This is a genomic window from Marinoscillum sp. (genome assembly GCF_965229915.1).
GTDB lineage: Bacteria > Bacteroidota > Bacteroidia > Cytophagales > Cyclobacteriaceae > Marinoscillum.
The window spans coordinates 979,844-999,940 of record NZ_CBDDJZ010000001.1; the positions used below are offsets into that span (position 1 = coordinate 979,844).

The 20,097-nt window shown below is 43.5% G+C and carries 16 protein-coding genes; 7 read left to right on the forward strand and 9 right to left on the reverse strand.

The annotated features are described in order from the left end of the window. Positions 1–107: 107 nt before the first annotated feature. Positions 108–1,334, reverse strand: coding sequence for a hypothetical protein (locus ACO067_RS04315; RefSeq protein ID WP_421871177.1), 1,227 nt, complete (start codon positions 1,332–1,334; stop codon positions 108–110). Here ACO067_RS04315 and ACO067_RS04320 point away from each other — a divergent pair. The 5 genes from ACO067_RS04320 (at position 1,333) to ACO067_RS04340 (ending at position 8,010) form a co-directional block, all read left to right on the forward strand. Next, a complete protein-coding gene (locus tag ACO067_RS04320) occupies positions 1,333–2,994 on the forward strand; it encodes a tetratricopeptide repeat protein (RefSeq protein ID WP_421871178.1) in 1,662 nt (553 codons plus the stop codon). The genes ACO067_RS04315 and ACO067_RS04320 overlap by 2 nt on opposite strands. 91 nt (positions 2,995–3,085) lie before the next feature. Then, positions 3,086–3,880, forward strand: a complete 795-nt coding sequence (locus tag ACO067_RS04325; RefSeq protein ID WP_421871180.1) for an ion transporter — start codon at positions 3,086–3,088, stop codon at positions 3,878–3,880. A gap of 18 nt (positions 3,881–3,898) precedes the next feature. Continuing rightward, entirely contained in the window at positions 3,899–5,839 is a 1,941-nt protein-coding gene (locus ACO067_RS04330; RefSeq protein WP_421871182.1) for a tetratricopeptide repeat protein, read from the forward strand. 234 nt (positions 5,840–6,073) lie between these two features. Beyond that, the gene (locus tag ACO067_RS04335; protein ID WP_421871184.1) at positions 6,074–6,751 is read left to right on the forward strand and encodes a response regulator transcription factor; all 678 of its coding nucleotides are present in this window, start codon (positions 6,074–6,076) and stop codon (positions 6,749–6,751) included. Next, entirely contained in the window at positions 6,748–8,010 is a 1,263-nt protein-coding gene (locus ACO067_RS04340; protein ID WP_421871186.1) for a sensor histidine kinase, read from the forward strand. The genes ACO067_RS04335 and ACO067_RS04340 overlap by 4 nt, the downstream gene beginning before the upstream one ends. 143 nt (positions 8,011–8,153) lie before the next feature. On the opposite strand, the gene ACO067_RS04345 is transcribed toward ACO067_RS04340, so the two are convergent. Next, complete coding sequence (locus ACO067_RS04345) at positions 8,154–9,032, reverse strand: AEC family transporter (RefSeq protein WP_421871188.1); 879 nt, start codon at positions 9,030–9,032, stop codon at positions 8,154–8,156. A gap of 52 nt (positions 9,033–9,084) precedes the next feature. Here ACO067_RS04345 and ACO067_RS04350 point away from each other — a divergent pair, with 52 nt between their 5' ends. Continuing rightward, positions 9,085–10,245, forward strand: a complete 1,161-nt coding sequence (locus ACO067_RS04350) for an MFS transporter (RefSeq protein WP_421871190.1) — start codon at positions 9,085–9,087, stop codon at positions 10,243–10,245. Here ACO067_RS04350 and azu read toward each other — a convergent pair whose 3' ends face one another. After that, entirely contained in the window at positions 10,246–10,770 is a 525-nt protein-coding gene (azu, locus tag ACO067_RS04355; protein ID WP_421871192.1) for an azurin, read from the reverse strand. A gap of 132 nt (positions 10,771–10,902) precedes the next feature. Between azu and ACO067_RS04360 the strand changes: the two genes are divergently transcribed. Next, positions 10,903–13,155: a TonB-dependent receptor domain-containing protein gene (locus ACO067_RS04360; RefSeq protein WP_421871194.1), complete on the forward strand. Its 2,253-nt coding sequence runs from the start codon at positions 10,903–10,905 to the stop codon at positions 13,153–13,155. Here ACO067_RS04360 and ACO067_RS04365 read toward each other — a convergent pair. The 6 genes from ACO067_RS04365 to ACO067_RS04390 all read right to left on the reverse strand — a co-directional run bounded on the left by ACO067_RS04365 (position 13,152) and on the right by ACO067_RS04390 (position 19,906). Next, positions 13,152–13,877 carry a LytR/AlgR family response regulator transcription factor gene (locus ACO067_RS04365; protein ID WP_421871196.1) on the reverse strand — a complete coding sequence of 242 codons (726 nt, stop codon included), beginning with the start codon at positions 13,875–13,877 and terminating at the stop codon, positions 13,152–13,154. The two genes, ACO067_RS04360 and ACO067_RS04365, sit on opposite strands and share 4 nt — an antisense overlap. 91 nt (positions 13,878–13,968) lie before the next feature. Next, the gene (locus tag ACO067_RS04370; protein ID WP_421871198.1) at positions 13,969–16,047 is read right to left on the reverse strand and encodes a histidine kinase dimerization/phosphoacceptor domain -containing protein; all 2,079 of its coding nucleotides are present in this window, start codon (positions 16,045–16,047) and stop codon (positions 13,969–13,971) included. A 41-nt stretch (positions 16,048–16,088) separates the two neighbouring features. Further along, positions 16,089–16,790 carry a hypothetical protein gene (locus ACO067_RS04375; RefSeq protein ID WP_421871200.1) on the reverse strand — a complete coding sequence of 234 codons (702 nt, stop codon included), beginning with the start codon at positions 16,788–16,790 and terminating at the stop codon, positions 16,089–16,091. 4 nt (positions 16,791–16,794) lie between these two features. Next, positions 16,795–17,190, reverse strand: a complete 396-nt coding sequence (locus ACO067_RS04380) for an acyl-CoA thioesterase (protein ID WP_421871202.1) — start codon at positions 17,188–17,190, stop codon at positions 16,795–16,797. Then, positions 17,187–18,548 (reverse strand): sensor histidine kinase, encoded by a 1,362-nt coding sequence (locus tag ACO067_RS04385; protein ID WP_421871203.1) that lies wholly within the window; start codon positions 18,546–18,548, stop codon positions 17,187–17,189. The genes ACO067_RS04380 and ACO067_RS04385 overlap by 4 nt, the downstream gene beginning before the upstream one ends. Beyond that, the gene (locus ACO067_RS04390) at positions 18,545–19,906 is read right to left on the reverse strand and encodes a sigma-54-dependent transcriptional regulator (RefSeq protein ID WP_421871205.1); all 1,362 of its coding nucleotides are present in this window, start codon (positions 19,904–19,906) and stop codon (positions 18,545–18,547) included. Before ACO067_RS04390 ends, ACO067_RS04385 begins: the two co-directional genes overlap by 4 nt. Positions 19,907–20,097: the final 191 nt, after the last annotated feature.

Sequence of the window (20,097 nt, forward strand, 5' to 3'; positions counted from 1 at the left end):
AATCCTACGAACCCACTCCTCTGGCCAATAACCTCCTCTCTCCACAAACAAAAAACCACCCACCAAATGGTGAGTGGTCGCGACCAGCAAGTGATCACAAAAAAGCATCATTTAGCGCTGATACCTTCAATGGTTTTTTCAATGAACTCCTTTTCCGAATCAGTCAGTCCTCCTTCTTTGGCGCTTTTATAATCTTTGTAGACTCCTGCCAGTATGATTAGGTCACCATCTTCTTTGGCATAGTAATAAAGGGTCTTATCCGCTCCCGCATAATCCCTGGTGACAAAGGGCTTTCCTCCTTTCCCGCCTACTTCATAGCCTTGAAATATATTTTCATATTTCAACACGCTCATACCATTCTCTTCAGTCCAGCTTACAGGACTTTCGATCATAGCAGCATATTTAGCATCCAGTTCTTTGTCTCCACTTTTACCGTATTTCACCAGATAACCCGGATAAAACCAGTTTTTATTGGTCGAAAGATCATACTGCCATTTGTTGGAGGGTGCATCAACGTCGGACTTCCATGCACTGACTTTGTTGGTGGTATACTTAATATCCTGCTCTATATCCGCTTTGATTTTATCCATGGTCCAGTCCCCAAGATTGGACTTTTTCTCAGCGATAATTCGGATCCATAGTGAATTGTAAGTACTCACCTCTTTGTCTCTAAAGACCAATGTCAACTGCTCAGGTCCTTCAAAAGGCTCCCCACCATTGTACTCATAGGTAGTAATATCCGTTTTGTCAGGAAAAGGAAGTCCCGCTGTAAACAAACCCGATTTGGAAGTAGCTCCCGATGATGCTTCACCAAAATCCACCGTGAAGGTGTCATCATTGGCAGCCACTACGGTGTAATCATATGTTTTCACCGTTTCAGATCCTCCAAATGCGGTGCTCACCGTCTCCCAGCCGCTGTGCGTTCCTCCCAGTATCCGCACGCTCACTGTGTACGAATTAGCCTTGCGATTAGGCTCTGTACATGGGGCCAGTAGATTCATCTCCGGATTCCCATAGCCTGCTGATTTAAAATCACTACCGCCACCTGGCTTGAGTACCCAAAAATCCATTTCGCTCTGAAGCGCAGACCCTGGAAACATCTTTTCATAGACATTGTACCCTGTGGAACTCTTCCAGTTTTTAGCATAAATCACCGAAATAGAGACACTTTCATACTGCTTTGCGGCGGCCGGGATCTTCAGGGTCATGCCCAGAGCAGATAGATCACAATCACCTGATGTGATAGGATTTTTGTTCTGATCGTAATAATTTACCTGACCATAAGACAGTAGCGAAATGGCCAGAAATGCAAAATTGAGTAATAGCTTTTTCATGATCTCGATTATTTGTTTGTTTGATGCAGCCAAATTCATGAATCAGCAAAAAGTCCTTGTCGTTCAAAAGGATGATTTTACCAAAAAGGTGTTGCTATGGCTTGTATTCAACCTTTTTGCGCTTTGTATTTCGGCACAAAGTGCATCATCAGACAGTCAAATCACACCAGAGCAATGCGAAGCGCTCTTGTCCACCAACCCGGATTCTGCCCTACTTCTGGTCCAAATAGGCATGAGCCAGTCAACCGACACTATTCAGTTTGCTATCATCAAAGGGCAGGCACTTCGCAGGAAAGGTGAAGCTCTGGAAGCTAAGCTCTATTTTCAAAGTCTGCTGGACGCTCAAATGACCAATCAACAGAGAGCCGAACTAAACAACAACCTAGGTAAAGTCAATGCCAACCTGGCTGAGTATGATCAGGCGATAGCCAGCTTTCTAAGCGCACTTCACATCATGGAGGAGTCTGGTGACGAACAAGGGCAAGCATTTTACCTCAACAATATAGGAATCGTCTACGACCTGCAGTCAGTTTATGATCAGGCCCTGGTATACTACACCCGCTCATTAGAACTAAAGATCAAATTGGGAATGGAGTCTTCGCTTCCTGCTTCTTACACCAATATTGGCATTACCATGTATCACCTTGGGCAGTTGGACTCGTCATTGATCTATCATAAACTGGCGCTAGCTGGTTTTGAAAAACAGGGAAAGGACAACTCCATCGCCAGAAGCAAAAACAACATAGGTTTTGCGTTGATTGATTTAGGGAATTACGATGAAGCTGAGGAATACCTCAAGTCGGCACTTCAGATCAGGTCCCTGCTCAACGATCAGCGGGGAATAGCCCAAACAACCAACAACCTCTCAGTGCTATACAGTCACAAAAATCAATTGGACAAAGCATGGGAAGCAGCCAATAAAGCTGAGGTCATCGCCCGAGATTTGGCTCTGCCTGAGATCCTAAAAAACGCCATCCAACAGAAAGTAACAATCCTTGCACGAAAAGGCAGGTTTCCGCAAGCTTATCATCTTACCATAGCACTGGATAGCCTTAATCAGGAAATAGCTAATACCGATAAAGCGAATAAAGTAGCGGAGCTGGAAGCTCGCTATCAAAACATCAAAAAAGAGAAGGAGATACAACAGCAACGGCTCCTGTTGGCCAACAAGGAAATTGAGCTGAAAGCAGAAGTATCCAAACGCAATTTCTTTCTGGTAATTTCCATCATATTGATGCTTGCTGGGATATCCATGGGGTATGGATACCATCAAAAAAGCCGCGCCGGGCGGTTGTTTCAGGCTCAAAACATGCTACTCCAGAAAGAGTCAACCCGGGTACAACAAAGTAAAATGACCCTGACTCGGGAATTGGATCACATCAAAATGGCACTGGAGGATCGCAACCAGATCTTGCAAAATGTTTATGAAAAACCTAAGGAGGATTTACCTCCGCACCTACTACAGCTGAGCCCTAGAGAGATGGAAGTACTTTCGTACCTCGCCCTCGGGTGGTCAGACAAAGAAATCGCGGAGAAACTGTACGTTTCGGTCTCCACCACAAAGACCCATCTGAGAAGAATTTACAGCAAGCTACTAGTCAAAGGAAGAGCTGAAGCCGTAACCATAGCTCACCGTCATGGCATCATTGGAACGGTATAGTGTTAGTTTTACACCTAACACTGGCCTGTGAAGGATTTTCTAGTTAATTTGAAGCACCAAATCATCAACCATTTTTTAAACCTTGCCATCGATGATCTCTCGGATTGTCAAATTATTTACCAATGAACTGTTGATTGCTACAGCAATCATGCTGAACGCCATTCTACTGTTCATCATGGGCTATGAGAGCCTGCATCAAAACGAATTTCTCATGATTCTGGATCATGGGTTTACCATTTTCTTCGTATTTGAGATGGTGGTAAAAATGGGACTGAGAGGCTGGAAACCTTATTTTGAAAACAATTGGAATAAGTTCGATTTCTTTCTCGTAGTGATTTCTGTGCCATCATTATTCGTATTGCTGATCGAAATACCAGATCTCTCCTACTTGCTGGTTTTCAGGCTATTGCGTGTCATGCGGATCCTGAGGTTCATGCGTTTTATTCCTAACATTCGTAAAATGGTGTCAGGAATCGGCAGGGCCTTTCGGGCCTCAGTCTTTGTATTAGTGGCACTGGTTATTTACAATGTATTGTTGGCTATTCTTAGTAGTTATCTATTTAGGGATGAGGCTCCCGAGATGTTTGGCAATCCAGCCATATCACTCTATTCAATCTTTCAAGTGTTTACCTTGGAAGGATGGAATGACATCCCGGCCACCATCATAGCCAATTCAGATGGCGCCTCCTGGAAACCCGTGCTCACACGAATATTCTTTTTTATCGTGGTGATTTCTGGTGGCATATTCGGTATGTCTATCATGAATGCAATCTTTGTGGACGAAATGGTCATGGATAACAACGCGGGATTGGAGGATAAGGTGGATGAACTCAACAAAAAGGTGGACGAGTTGATGGAAGAACTTCGGAAATCATCCAAATCATAGCCTGATTAACCAATAGAGTTGCTTATAATTGAAACATTAATTAACCGATCCATAATGAGATTATTGTTTCTAATAATCACGTTTGCTTTCGTTCTTGCTGCGAGGGGACAAGTGGACGTAACCAAGTATGCATCAGAGGACTTATTTGATGTCAAACCCCTCATTGACGTTGAAACCATCAATCAGCCTAAAAAAGAGGCAAAAAAATCTCAGTGGGAAGCAGAGATTCAAAAGGGATTGGACTACTGGAATCAACAGGAATACGATGAAGCACAGTTCTATTTCGAACAAATGCAGGAGGAATATCCTCAAACACTTATTTTTCCCTACTATCTGGGAATGATCAATTATGAACGAAACCGCTTTGATGAATCATTAAGACATTTGAACGAGGTTTTAAGAATTGATCCATTATTTCTAGAAGCTAAATATATGACTGGTGTCATTTTCCTAGAACAGAATAATGACAAACAAGCCATCTCAATTTTCAAAGAACTAAAAAAACTCCCAAAATACTCTGCTTATGGTGAGCATGGGTTGGCCCTTTATTCTTTGAAAAGGCTGGATGCTTATCGTACACGATTGCATCTAAAAAAGTGTCTCGAGAAAGACGCCTCTTTCCTAGAGGCTTATATCCCTCTAATCTCAACAGAGATTTATTTTGGCAAAATCAAGTCGGCCCGAAATTACATCGAACAAGCGTTGGTTATTGCTCCAACCTGGGAAGAGGGAATTATGGTTAGAGCGATGATTTCATTACTTCAGGATGAGAATTTAGAACAATTTGAAACTGATATCAATACTCTACTCAAACTTGACCCATCGAATTATCATTACAACTCAATAAAAGCTTTCCTAAAAATGGAACTGGGTCAATACAACGATGCTGTCAAACAATTCAAAGTGGTCTACGATTCATCAGTCGATACGTTGAGAAGAGGAAAGCATTCATTTAGCTCGAAATTTAAAAAAGAAGAATCTGTGCAGCGGTCTCTAACTTACTATTTTGACAACTACTCCATGGATGCTTCCGCTAGAGAACACCTAGATAAAGGCATATGTTTGTTAATTGCCGATGAAAAGGAAGAAGCAATCGCTCAATTTGATAGCGCATTGATTTATGAGCAACATCCTGCGATATACAACTTTATTGGAGCTACTCAGAAAAGTTTGTTTTCAATACACACAAATACCTTAACAGAAACGTATACCAATGCTATCAAACTAGACTCACTGAACTGGATTGCCTATTCTTACAGGGGAGAATCCTACTTATCACAAAATGCATTGAATGAAGCTTATGAAGACTATTCTATGGTTATAGCTCTTAAGCCCAGACAAAAGGAAGGATATAAAAACAGAGGAAATATTCTTACAGCTTCTGGCAAATATCGTCAGGCCTATCAGGATTATTCCCGTGCTATAGCCTTAGACACTACGGACACTGACCTTTTCTTTAATAGAGCCAAAATAGCCTATCTCATGAATTATATTGACCATGCACAATCTGATCTTGACAATATCTTAAAATCGAATCCGAAAGACGGTGAAGCATACTACATTAAGTATCAATGTAAATTGACTTTAGGTGACACTATGCAAGCCATTTATTTACTGGACAGTGCTTCTAAATTTGAAAAACACAATCAAAATTACCATAATGAATTACTGACCAGAGCTTCAGAAGCTGACTTGTACGAGTATGCACTCAATGCTCATAACCGATTAGTGAAATATTATTCATATCAATATAGACATCTCCTCAATAGAGGTGAGTTTTACTACAATAATGCTAAATATGATCTGGCAATTAAAGACTTGGAAAATCTGATAAAAAAAGACAAGACCTCTGGTAAGGGTCACTACTATTTAGGTAAGTGTTATGAATTACAAGGTGATTTGAAACAAAGTTCTAAGCACTTGAAGAAAGCTAAAAAGTTTGGCTATAGCCCACAATAAATCGTAAAAAAACCTGCTTCCTTAGTTAGAAGCAGGTCACGTTATAGCGGTGATAGATTTGATTAATTCCTAATCTTATCTAAAGCTGTGTTTGAATTTCATAAATAATTCTGACATTTACGGGGTTTTTACGACGAAATCCAAGTTTTAGTAGTTCAATAAACTCCAATGCTCTTTTGACATACATTGGCTATCTTTCGATCAGAATCTGATTACTTAACCGACTTGTTCTAAATGAACATACTTCTAGTAGAAGACGAAAAATCTTTGGGGGAAGCTATTATCGGCTACCTGACAGAGTCTGGGTATCACTGCGAATGGGCTAGCAGCTTTACTGCAGCAAATGAAAAAACCTGGGCCTACGAATACGACTGTGTGGTGGTAGACATCACATTGCCGGATGGCAATGGATTGGATGTCATCGAACGTCTAAAATCAATCAAATCCAAGTCTGGTATCATTATTATCTCTGCAAAGAATGCTCTTGAAGACCGGATCAAAGGGTTGGATATAGGGGCAGACGATTATATCACTAAACCGTTCGACCTGGCAGAGTTAAACGCACGCATTCGTGCGCTCATTCGCAGGAGGAGTTTTGATGCGCAGAATGAGATTGTCTTCAATGAAATAACGGTCAATCCGTATGATCGCTCCGTCACAGTAAATGAGCAAGCACTCACCCTTACCAAGAAAGAATTTGACTTGCTGGTCTTTTTCATTGCCAATCAAAACAGAGTAGTCACCAAGGAATCAATAGCTGAGCATCTCTGGGGTGATAATATGGATATGGCTGACTCGTTTGACTTCATCTACTCACACCTCAAAAACTTAAGAAAGAAAATCCAGGAAAAAGGAGGCGAAGATTATGTACAAACGGTCTATGGTGTCGGGTATAAATTCACCAAAAAGTGAAACTCCTAGATATTGCCAATCGCTACTACCTGATTACACTGGTATTGGTCTTTGTCATTGGTAGTCTGGGCGCCTACTATGTGCTCAAATCAATTATCAACCATGAGTTCAATCAAAAGCTGTATGCCGAACGAGCCCAGATAGTCTATGAACTGCGAAACTTTGAAAACCTGCAGCGCACTTACTACCTCAACATTGGGGATGTCATAGAGCTGGAAGAAGTGCCAGAAGATCCTCAGCTAGAACCCTTCCTCAAAGACACGATCATGTATGATCAATACGAGGAAAAAGAACTCCCCTTCAGACAGCTGACCTTCTCAGATCAAATCAACAATCAGTTCTACATCATCACCATTTCCAAATCCCTGTTGTCCAACCTCGACCTCATCCAGGGAGTAAGTGAAATCATGATAGGCATGGCGCTTATCCTCATGCTCTCTCTGGGCTTCCTCAATCGACTCATCTTTCAAAAGCTTTGGTCGCCCTTTCACCACATGATTCAGCAACTTCAAGATTTTAAGATTTCCGAACCTGTTCCTTTAAAAATGGAAGACTCCAACGTAGACGAGTTCAATCAGCTGGGATATGTGCTAGATGAGATGATCACAAAAAACATCAAGGATTATAAAAACCTGAAAGAATACACCGAAAACACCTCACACGAGATCCAAACACCGCTTGCCATCATCAAAAACAAAGCAGAAATGCTCCTGCAAGAACCCCTGAATGAGCAACAGCTGACTGAGGTTAGTAAGATCTATGAAGCTGCTACGCGACTTGCTCGATTAAAAGATGGGCTGTCACTTCTTACCAAGATTGAAAACAATCAATATATCAAGACAGACCGGATTGACCTCAAACCTTATTTGGAAAACAAACTCGCGTCGTTTGAGGAATTGATAGAGCTCAAAAGCCTACAGGTAGATACTGAGTATAGAGCCACTCCTGTCATTTCCATGAATGCAGATCTCGCATATATTCTCATCACCAATCTGATCAGCAATGCTATCAAGCATAATGTACATGGCGGTTGGATCAAGGTGGATCTGGATGAACACCAACTGGTGATTAAAAATACGGGCAATGAGCTACTGGTCCCCACTGAAGAATTGTTTGAGCGGTTCAAACGAAACAGCGATTCCAGAGAATCAACAGGTCTGGGCCTATCCCTAATCCAGCGCATCTGTGATCAGAGTAAGATCAAGATATCCTATGTTCATGAGGGTCGCACTCATGAATTGCGCTTGTCCTGGAATTAAATTCCGGTCTTAAGCCATTCTCCAGAATTTCTACAGATTTCAAAAACATATTTGTGTCATCATTAACTAATATGTTAATAGATACTTTCTACGGCGGCCTAAAACTCATTCTCTTCACCGAGAATGGGTTTTTTAGGCTTTTTTTAGGCAATTAAAATCCACACGAAAGAAGTAGCCAACGAAGCAACAGTCCCCCAGCACAGTATCTGACTTACTAACTGTGGCAGTCTATTCTTCTCGAGTAACATCAGGCAAATAGACGTTTGTGGAGCCATGGATGACTCGAGTAGAGCCACCGCCTCCAAATCCCTCGGCGCCTCTATCCAATACAGCAGAAATAGCGCTACCAAAGGAGCAATTAACAACTTATAGCCTAAACCTGCATAAGCTGCGCGGGGTATCTTGAAATCCACATAGGTAGCGATCAAATATCCAACAATGATCATCGCCACAATGCTTAAACTATCAATAACCCACCCAAACACCTCCATGACTACTCCATGGAAAAGTCCGGCAGGTAAAAAGAAGCAAAGGACTATGGTGATAAAAACTGGGAATGTAAGCACTTTTAAGACTACACTCCTGACACCAGCATCCTGTCCATTGGCAATCATCGCCTGACCTACACTAGCCATCAGCAAAAAAGTCATTTGATCAAACAGCGCTCCATATAGCAACTGATCCTTCCCTAAATAAAAAATGATTAAGGGAAAGCCAACAAAAGACGTATTACCAAGACCAGACGTAAGCGATAGGACCAGTCGCTGATCTTTACTAAAATACTTTCGCAGCACTCCTTGAAATAGAACAATTGCCAATAACAGAATGAGCAGCGGTACAGCTACTAATACCAACAGCTGACCGTCCAGCACCAGCCCGGGAATATTGGCGAGAGCTACCACCGGTAGAGCAATGTAAATAATGTACCGATTGCCCCAACTGATAATTCTGGGCCTTAGCCAGCCAAGTTTGGTGAGTGCAAAGCCTAATGCAATCAACCCTACCAGTAGCACAAATTGCATGTTGAAATGATTGGTTCGCCTTCAATATAGCCAACCATGTTATCTTTCCGTCATGCATGCTCAAAATGATCGGGTCTCAGCCTGGGTTTTACCGGTAATTGTATTTAGCCAGTTTGGTTGTACTTCACTGTGGTTTGCAGTAAATGCCGTGATGCCTGAATTGCAAAGCGTCTATTTACTACCTGCCCATGCCATGGGTCACCTCACTTCTTCGGTTCAGTTTGGCTTTATCATAGGCACACTGCTTTTTGCCATCCTCACATTGGCAGACCGCTTCTCTCCTGTGCGCGTATTTTTCACCTGTGCAGTAATTGGAGCTACATTCAACCTAATACTTCTCTTTCCATTCCAGACTTTTTACTCTCTGCTATCCATTCGATTCTTGATTGGGGTATGTTTGGCAGGTATTTATCCGGTGGGAATGAAAATAGCTGCTGACTACTATCAGCAGGGTCTTGGCAAGTCTTTGGGGTTTCTGGTTGGGGCGTTGGTACTTGGTACTGCCTTTCCTCATGCGCTCAAGGGATTTGGGCTGGCTCTACCCTGGCAAGGGGTCTTGTGGATCACCTCCGGATTAGCCGTAGCTGGCGGAACAATGATCTATATGCTCGGTGACGGACCCTACCGAACACCATCCATGGGATTTAACCCAACTGCTTTACTTACCTTATTCAAAAAAGCCACCTTTCGGAAAGCCGCCTTTGGGTACTTTGGTCATATGTGGGAGTTATATGCCTTTTGGGCATTTGTTCCGGTTATTTTGGCCAATTACGTTCGTTCTGTAAATACTTCCTTTTGGGCCTTTATCATTATCGGTATCGGTAGTCTGTCCTGTGTGGCTGCTGGTTACCTTTCTGTAAAAAAGGACACCAAAAAGGTGGCTAGTTGGGCTCTTTTTATCTCAGCTAGCTGCTGTGCTGGAAGCTTCCTCATCTTACCACTGCATTTAGACTGGCTCAAATTGGTATTTCTGGTCATTTGGGGAATCACAGTGATCATGGATTCACCGATGTTTTCTACACTGGTAGCTCAGAATGCACCAGTTGAAAACAAGGGCACTTCGCTCACCATTGTGAACTCTATTGGGTTTTTGATCACTATTTTCAGTATTCAACTGCTGAACACCCTGGTAAGTTACTCAGGGAGTCCAGCAGTGTATGTGGCCCTTATCATCGGACCAATTCTAGGTCTAATTGGCCTTTTGTGGCGTTAATTACTTTGGTGCTACCACAAAGCTTCCTTGCATCACCCCCCAGTGTCCTGGGAAACTACAGATGTACTTGTAATAACCTGCCTTGGGTGCGTCAAATGTGATGGTCACCTCTTCTCCTCCTCCGATTACTTTGGTATTGGCGATCACCTTATCTTCCATATCAGTGGGGATGTAACCATTGTCAGGTGCAGAGACTGCCGATGTACCAAATACAGCCACGTCTGTTCCGGTTGTTAATAGCACCCAGTTGTGACCCATTGACTCTTTTGGCATCTTACCCACATGCTTCAGCGTGAGTGTAACCACCTGACCTTCTGTGACTTTCAACTCACTCTTATTGTACTGCATCTGGTCGTTGCCCTCAATAGTCAGGGAAATAGAGTCAGCTACTGTGTTCGCTTCGGCTACTGGATCTGTGGAGGTTTTTGGTTCTTCTGTCTTACTTTCAGACTGACCTGAGCCTCCACCACATGCATATAGACCGGCCACTAATAGACTAAAAACTGCTAATCGGAATTTATTCATTTTTGTATGCTTTTAATTTTGATAAAATAAAATTAAAGGGTTTCGTACGTATTCTGATCATACATTTGTTTTAATGAACAAATAAGAAATCAGAACGTTCTCTTTTCCACTGTGAAAACGCTTCTTTGTCACATGATCAAATCAGTCTTAGTCTATGTTCTATGCGCATTTCTCTGGTATGACTCAGTAGGTCAAACTATTGCTGGACGTGTGGTAGACAGGGTAAATAATGAACCGTTGATCGGGGCACTTGTAAGCTCTGGAAAGGACACAACTGTCAGTGACCAAAACGGACGATTTTTACTTGCTGGTCAGCTACCTGTCAATATCCAAATTCAATACCTGGGCTATCAGACAGAGTCGTTTACGTTGAGTAGCAATGAAGCCGTAGTAGGGTTAACGCCTAGCGCCACAGAACTTGGCGCTGTAATCGTCTCAGCAGGAGCTAGGAGCCGTAGTGTCTTCACTTCCCCCACGAGTATTAACATTGTAGACAAAACATTACTCAAAAGAGATGCGCCGTTTACCACCACCGCAGCGATCAATCGGGTACCAGGCGTATATCTTCACTCTGGAACGCTCAATACCAACCGACTGACTATCCGAGGAATCGGATCTAGAAGCCTCTATGGAACCAATAAAATTAAAGCCTACTTTGATGAGATACCCCTCACCGATGGAAGCGGCAATTCCACTATCGAAGACATAGATCAAAACTTCATCGACCGAATAGAAGTCATCAAAGGCCCCAACTCGAGCATCTATGGTGCAGGTCTGGGCGGAGTGATACGCCTGTTCAGCCACCAGCCTGCCAGCCTGCAAACTTCAGCTAACCTCAGCCATACGATTGGATCTTTTGGTACGAGTAGATTCACTGCACTAGTAGATCACAGCGATGGTAAAAATCAACTCTCTGCTGGTTTTAGTGATTTTAGAAGTGACGGATATCGGGAAAACAGTGAGTACTCTAAACAGCAAGCTGGCTTGACTGCCCGGACCACCATAAATGACCGATCGTCCATTTCTTCACTGGTACAGTTTACCAGACTCAAAGCCTACATCCCCAGCTCCATCAGCGAGGATGACTTTAACAATAACCCTCAGTCAGCTGCCTATACCTGGGGACAGAGTAAGGGCTATGAATCCTACGACAAAGGCTTGCTAGGCCTTACATACAGTCAGCAATTTTCTCCCTCTGTTGATGCCAAACTGGCGGTATTCGGAAAATTCAGAGATGCCTATGAACCTCGCCCCTTCAATATCTTACAGGAAAAAACAAACACCGTCGGGACGCGATTTATCATTTCCAAAAACTGGCTATCGACCAGACTGCATGCCGGTGGAGAACTTTTTCATGACCGATACGACTGGCAGACATTTGAAAACAACTATACAGCCGAAACCAACGGAAGCGTGCAGGGAAACATCATCTCTGACAATCGGGAAAAGCGCAATTATCAAAACATCTTTTTAGAACTGGAACAGGACCTAACCGCTGACCTTCAGTTGACGGGAGGAGTTAACGCCAACTTCACTTCTTATGAGCTGATATCAGAATACCAACTAGATGGACCGGATGCCAGTGGAGATTATTCGTTTGACCCCATCTTCTCACCAAAAATCGGGCTCAGCTACCAACTGGATCGCCAGGCAGTATTTGTCAATATAAGTCATGGATTTTCTCCACCGAGTCTGGAAGAAACACTCTACCCAGATGGCCAGATCAACCCCAACATCCAGCCGGAAACTGGCTGGAATTTTGAAACAGGAATCCGCGGAAATGCTGGGCAATTAAGCTATGACGTGAGTGTCTACTACATGCATATACAGAACCTTCTGGTAGCTCAGCGAACGGCTGAGGACGCATATATTGGTGTAAACGCAGGTACTAACAACCATCTTGGCGCTGACATCCTTGCCAACTATTCTATCCCACTTGGCAAAGCATCCTCGCTGAACCTATTCTACAGCGGATCGCTAATGTATTTCCGCTTTGGGGAGTTTACCAATGACGGCCAGGTATATGACGACAACCAGCTAACCGGAGTGCCACAGCATCTGTCCAATGCAGGGATAGAACTTGTCAGTAAACATGGTTTTTATGGCAACCTGAATCTACAATATGTTGGTGAAATCCCGATGAATGACGAGAATAGCCTGTATAGTGACCCTTACCTCCTGCTGCGCTCAAGGCTCGGTTACCAATGGATTTTAGGAGGTTTTACAGTGGATCTGTATGTGGGAGTAGACAACTTAACCAACACTAAATACGCCTCTATGCTACTGATCAATGCTACAGGGTTTGGTGGAGCAGCTCCACGCTACTACTACCCGGGACTGCCACGAAACTACTACAGCGGCCTGAAGGTCTCTTACACTTTTTAGATCGTCCGAATCAGTTTCAAAAACTCCTCTTTGTGGGAAGCACTAATAGGGATCTTGTGCTCTCCGATGTACACCATATTCCCCTCAAACGAGTCAATAGCGGTGAAATTGATAAGGTAAGATCGATGTACTCTCATGAAATGAGGATGATCCAGTTTGGAGATAAAATGCTTCAGATTGATGGTGAGGGTGATTTTCTTGTTGCCGGTATAAATATCACAATAACTACCAACAGCTTCCACAAAATCAATCTGATCGACCATGAGCTTATTGAACCTGGATCCTTCTTTGATGAAGATGCGATCATGCACAAAAAAGGCATCCTCTTCGTTCTCATCAGTATTGGCACTGGCCAGATTGCGAAAAGCCAACTTAATGGCCACTATCAGATTACGCTGCTCAAAGGGCTTGACAATATAAGCGGATGGCTCCACCTCCGAAGCGCGCTCCAGGTATTGTGCATCATCAAAGGCTGTGAGGAAAATGATTCCGAGGTTACCTGTTTTCCTGAGCTCACGGGCTAGTTCAATACCATCTTTGTCTCCATCGATATTGATATCGCATATGACAATGTCGGGCTGCTTTTCTTTTGCAATTTGCAGTGCAGCATCGGCGTTGCGAGCCTTCCCCACTACATCAAATTGGTTTTGGTTCAGAACTGCAATAATCTCCTCAGCGATGATAAACTCATCCTCAACCACCAGGATTTTAACTTTCTCCATGCTCAGCTTTCACTAGTTTTCTTCTATATGAATAAGTGGCGATTGATTTCATGTAAAATAGACACTATCGACCAGTTCTAGAAAGATTTGGCTAAGAACTGATTGCAAAACTCAACTCATAGCGCAAACCCTTTTCCTGACTTACCTTCATAGTGCCATTTAGCTGTTCGGTCAGGATGTTTACCAGCCTTAGCCCAAAAGACTCCTGTTCGGTATTCTTTGTGACCTTGCCAGGTCCATTGTCCGCTATGACCAACTTTCCATTCTGATCATTTGTACGCAACTCCAGTTCTAAGAGCGGTTGATCAATATCCTGGTAGGCATATTTAAATGCATTGCTGACCAGTTCATTGATGATCAATCCGAGCGGCAATGTGGTGTCTACATCCAGATCCACATTATCAAGTTCCAGCTTGACTTGCAGCCGGTCTTTAAAGCCATAGGATTCGGTAAGTTCCTTTACGATCTCTTCTATATACTCCCTGGTATTGATACTGGTAATATTCTCTTGATGGTACAGACGCTGATGGATCAGTGACATGGCTCTGACGCGACTTTTGCCTTCTTCCACCACTTTGCGAGCGCCTTCGTCTTGCAACGACATGCTCTGTAGTCCAAGTAGGCTTGATATGACTTGAAGGTTGTTCTTCACGCGGTGATGTAACTCTCGCATCAGCAAGTCAATTTTTGTGTTTTTGGACCGCAACTGTGTGTTGTAATTTTTTAATTTCATGAAGGCAAAGACCAATCCAATCACTACAATCAAGAAGAGTAAAATGACCGCTATCAACAGGTAGTTGATCTTTTGATTTTGCACAATGATCTGCTCTTGCTGAGCCACCTGATCCTGATAGTTTTGTACCTCGTACTGTACTTCCAGATTGGAAATCTTGTTGAACAGTTCCTGATTTTTCAGGCTATCAGACAGTGCATAGAGCTTATGCCAATAAGCGCTACCCGCCTGATAATTGCCCTGTTTTTCATAATACTTGATCAGGGCGTCATACACTTCAGTTACGTCTCCGGGAGATTTGGCCTGCTCGAACACCTCCAAACAGCGCAGGAGGATCTCCTCAGCAAGCGGATTACCAGTTTCCACATAGAGCTCCGCCAGATTTCGCTCCGCCTGGGCAACTCCCAGCGTATAGCCTATTTCTTTGCGCTGATCGATAGAAAGCTGCGTGTAAATGCGTGCAGAGTCATAGACGCGCTTATCCAAAAAGTAATTACCGATATTCTGGTTGACCAGTGCCTGATAATATTTGTTTTTAGCACGGTTGGCGAACTTCAGGGCCACCCGAAAGTGAATGATCGCTGAGTCCAAATCCTCAATCTGTGCGTAATAAGTCCCGAGATTATTGCTGACCAGGCACAAACCAATACTCTTATCCAGCTTTTCATTCAATACTCTGGACATAGCCAGGGTCTCTTTGAACTTGTCATAGTTTTTGATCTGTTTGTAAAAGACCGCCAGGTTGAGGTACGATTTGGCAAGGGGCTCTTCCAGTCCTTGAGCTTCTTCTAGCGCCACCGATTTTTTAAAACTTTCGAGTGCTTTGTCCTCCACATTGAGTGTGGCATAGATGATGCCTTTATTTTTATGAATGTTAGCCAAATCACTGTACAACTCTTCCTCAGTATACTCCTCAGTCGCCACTGCCTGATCGTATGCTTCCAGCGCCTTATCGTAGTAGATTAGGGAAGAATCCAACTGACCCGAACGTCTGCAGACGATTCCGTAGACATTCAAACTGCGACCTAATGTCCGATACTGTTTGGACTGCTTAGCACTAAAGATGGCACGGCTCAGTGATGTTTTCGCACTATCGTAATTTCCTCCATGGTACAGCGTGCTTCCAGCCCTCCGATAGATTTCTGCATAGGCTTTTTGTAGGTCTGACTCTTCTGCAGTGATTAGGTTTTGCTCGAGCACACCCAATGCAGAATCATATTCATGTTGCTGGTCCAGGTAGGCAGCTACTCCGTTTCGAGCTTCTATCAAGTATTCCAGTTGTTGAGGATTGTCAAGTCTTTCCAGGCTATCAAAGTACGCCATGCCGTAAGACGGATTCGACTTTAAGAGACTGTCTACAGGATGCAGATTTTGCGTAAAAGCATATGTTGCCATAGTCATCCCGACGTATAGCAGGCTAGTGGTAATTACTTTCATTTAGGGCTTTCAAATGAACTTAAACTCCTGGCGGGAATGACTTAGTCAATGTTAGTTAAAACTTCCAAGTTTTTCAAATCAACGCTAACGGGTCCAGGACCTTGGTGCGATGGGGCGAACCATACGTCCTTGTGCTGTTCCCATCCCTGCCACGTAAATTTCAAGCCGCCTATTGGCAGAATTTTTACCCACATTTTCCAATACTTAGGACGTCCATCTTCTCCTATCACCCATAGATAAGAATCTCCGGGAGTAACTCCTCCGCTACTGTAGGTAATGAGCAGTCCAGGGCCGTCTTCAGTCTCCACGTATTTTCTGGAGGTACCAGGATCTCGCACTTTGAATGGTGCTACCAGCCAAAAGGAGTCATTGGCAAAAAGGGCCCATGCTTGCTGCAAGGCATCCTGCTTTGCTTCATCACTCAACTTCACATCATTTTCATATGCCTCACCATCCAGGGTTTTGGTTTTGAATTTGACCCGATAGCCACTCCAGCGCACCTCCACTGAGTCCACTGCTTTGTTCCACACAAAATGATGACCTCTTGGGAATGACCACTTGATCACATCCAGTTGTGCATAGGCATCCGCATTCAGAGCTTCAAGCATTCGATCAGCTAGCTCCTCTGCCCTCTCTCCCGTCTGACCTTCTGGTAAGGGTTCGCTGACAATCTTTACACCAATCACTAAAGCGGTGATAATCACAAAAATCAAGGCGAGTAGAACAATGAGTATTTTTTTCATAGGCTTATTTTCTAAATAGGTTAGCGATTTCATCCGGCACCCTTTGGGGACGTAAACTTGATGCATCGAGCATACACCACTGAGACTGGCAGGTGACCAACAGTTCATCACCCTTATAAAACTCCACATTACGGATGCTCCGCACACCGGTCATTTCACTCACAAAAGTTAAAGCCGTAATCTCGTCACCCAACCTTGCCTGCTTTTTGTAGTGAATGTGGTGCTCCAATACCATCCAAACATACTGCTGCTGGATGGCTGCTGAGGTTTGCTTTCGCCAGTGTTCTTCAGAGATCTGCTGGACCCAATGGAGGTACACCGTATTGTTCACGTGGTGCAATTGGTCCAGATCAGACTCCTTCACTAGTATCTTTTTGTGGTGTTGGATAGGTTCCCTCATTGTGTTTTCCAAAATCTCAGAATAAAAGTGGTACCCTCACCTAACCGTGATTTGACTTTAAGGTTTCCCTTGTGCGCACGCATCACTTGTTTGCTGTAGCTCAACCCAATGCCGGAGCCCTCTTTTTTGGTAGTAAAGAAAGGAATAAAAATCTGATCGAGCGTTTCCTGATCGATCCCCGGACCATTGTCACGAACTAATAACTCTACTTCATGTGCGTGTCTGAGTAATTGCACATCGATTTTTCCATTTATGTGATGTGTCTCCTTCAATGCCTCCTGTGCATTTTTGATGAGGTTGATGACCACTTGCTCGATCATCCCAGGATCTATGCTTAGCTGCCAATTTACCGTACTTGAAGCCTGAAAGGTGATGGTTATCCCTGCTTTTTCTAACTGCTTCTGCTCCAATGCCACCACATCTTTTACCAAAACACTCAGATCTGAAAGTTCAAACTGTGGTTTGGGAACTTTGGCCAGGTCACCGTAACTAGTCACAAATTTGACCAACCCTTTACTGCGCTTTTCTATGGTTTTCATACTCACCAACAAATCCTCCTCATCTTCCTGGTCCAGTACATCCAGTCGTGATTTTCCCTGATCATTGGTCACCATGTCATTCATCACTTCAGCCAGTGTGGATATGGGAATAACAGAATTCTTGATTTCATGAGTCATCACTCGAATCAACTTTTGCCAGGCTTCCACCTCTTTCTGATCCAATTCCGAATTGATATCATGGAAAGCCACCACTTTGTGTTTTTCACCCTGAAGCACCAGTTCTTTAGCCTGAATGGACAGATAAGTAAGTTCCTCTCCGATCATCACCTTGAGTAGCAACCGATCATCTATAGCCATCTCGCGAACAGCCGGGGCCAACTGCTTATCTACCCGGTCGAGGGAATTGAGCAAGGTGAAATGAGGCAGATGAAACAGGTCCTTAAGCGATTGATTGATCAAACTGATTTTCTCAGAGGTTACTTCAAAAGCCAATAATGGCACTCCACTATGCTCCACTACCGTTTTGAGAAAATGAAAGTTGGATTCTTTTTCGTTGCGAATACGGATAAACTCAGAAGTGATCAAGTTGAAAGCCTGGTAGAGTCTTTTGGTATTTTTACCCACTTGAGGGTAAGTATTAGTGAAGTCATTTTGCCGAATGGCCAACAGAAAATTACTTAAATCACGATCTGATCGCTCCACAAAGCGAATAAGACTGATGATCAGCAAAATAAAAAATAAAGCCATCCATCCACTGAGCAACCAAAATGGAGTGTATGCGGCAAAATAAATGGCTGCTGCTCCAAAGCCAAGGCTAAGCAAAATCCGGGCAATGACATGAATTCTAAACCTGTTCATATCCCGTACTTTTTCATTTTACGATAGAGCGTGGTTCTCCCAATACCCAATTCATCTGCCGCCTGAGATAAGTTACCACCGGAGCGTTCTATGGCTTTGATCACGGCGTTTCTTTCTACGTCTTCTACCTTTAAGGATTGAGTGGGGGTGATTTTTTCTTTCCTGCTAGGCAACACATCCTCAGCACCGATCGCTCCACCTTCAGTCATAATCACAGCACGCTCAATGGCATGCTGCAGCTCCCTGATATTGCCCGGCCAGGGGTAGTTCAGCAGTTGCTTTTTGGCACGCTCTTCCAACCGCAAACCGTCTTTCTTATACCGCTCTCTGTACAGCTCTAAAAAATGATTCGTAAGCAACAAGATGTCTTCTTTTCGTTCCCGCAGAGGGGGCAAGTCGATTTCCACGGTATTGATCCGGTAGAGTAAATCCTGCCGAAACTTCCCCTGATCTACCATTTCGTATAAGGGCTGATTGGTGGCACTAATCAAACGCACATCAAAAGGAACCGGCCGGCTGGATCCCACACGAGTGATCACCCTGTTTTGCAATGCCGAGAGCATCTTGGATTGCATTGGGGTAGAGATATTACCAATCTCATCCAGAAACAGCGAACCACCATCAGCAATCTCAAATCGCCCGGGACGATCTTCCTTTGCATCGGTAAAGGAGCCCTTCACATGTCCAAATAATTCCGACTCAAAGAGACTTTCGGGCAAAGCCCCAAGGTCAACCTTGATCAACCCTTCACTGGATCGGTTGGAACGCCGATGTATTTCCCTGGCTATCAACTCCTTACCCGTACCATTCTCCCCTAGTATCAAAACAGAAGCATCAGTTGATGCCACTTTATCTATCATGGAAAGTACTTTCTCCATAGAACTACTCCTGGTGAGCAACGTACCAAATTCCGCGTTGATATCCTGGTTGAGTACCGACTCCCTACCTTCCAGTTTCTTCACCTTTTCATTGGACTTGGCCAACTGATAGACGGTGTTTACGCTAGACAGAAGCTGCTCCTTTTCCCATGGCTTCACCAGGAAATCGACCGCACCAAGTTTCATCGATTCTACCGCCAATTGGATGTCTCCATAAGCTGTATCCATGATGACGTAGATTTCAGGTCGTAGTTCTTTGATCTTCTTTAACCAAAACAACCCCTCATTACCAGAGGTAGCTCCAGTTTTAAAATTCATGTCCAGTAGTACGATATCTACATCCTCTCTCTTGATCAGTGTTTCCAGACGTACCGGAGAACTCTCAGTACTCACTTTTTCGTAATGCCTCTTGAGCACCAGCCGCGCGGTATGCAAGACATCCGGATCATCATCTACCACGAGTATATGGCCTTTATTCATAGAATTAGTCGATTAGATGAATTGAAATATTGGTTGAATTGGTACTTGAGTTAATCAAGCTCCTGACTTTTTCTTCACTATTTACCTCTGTTTCACTGTGAAACAACTAAATGTTTCACAATGAAACAAATCAGTAACCTATTTTTCATCCTATATCATTTATAATCAGTCACTTAGTTTATTGGCACACG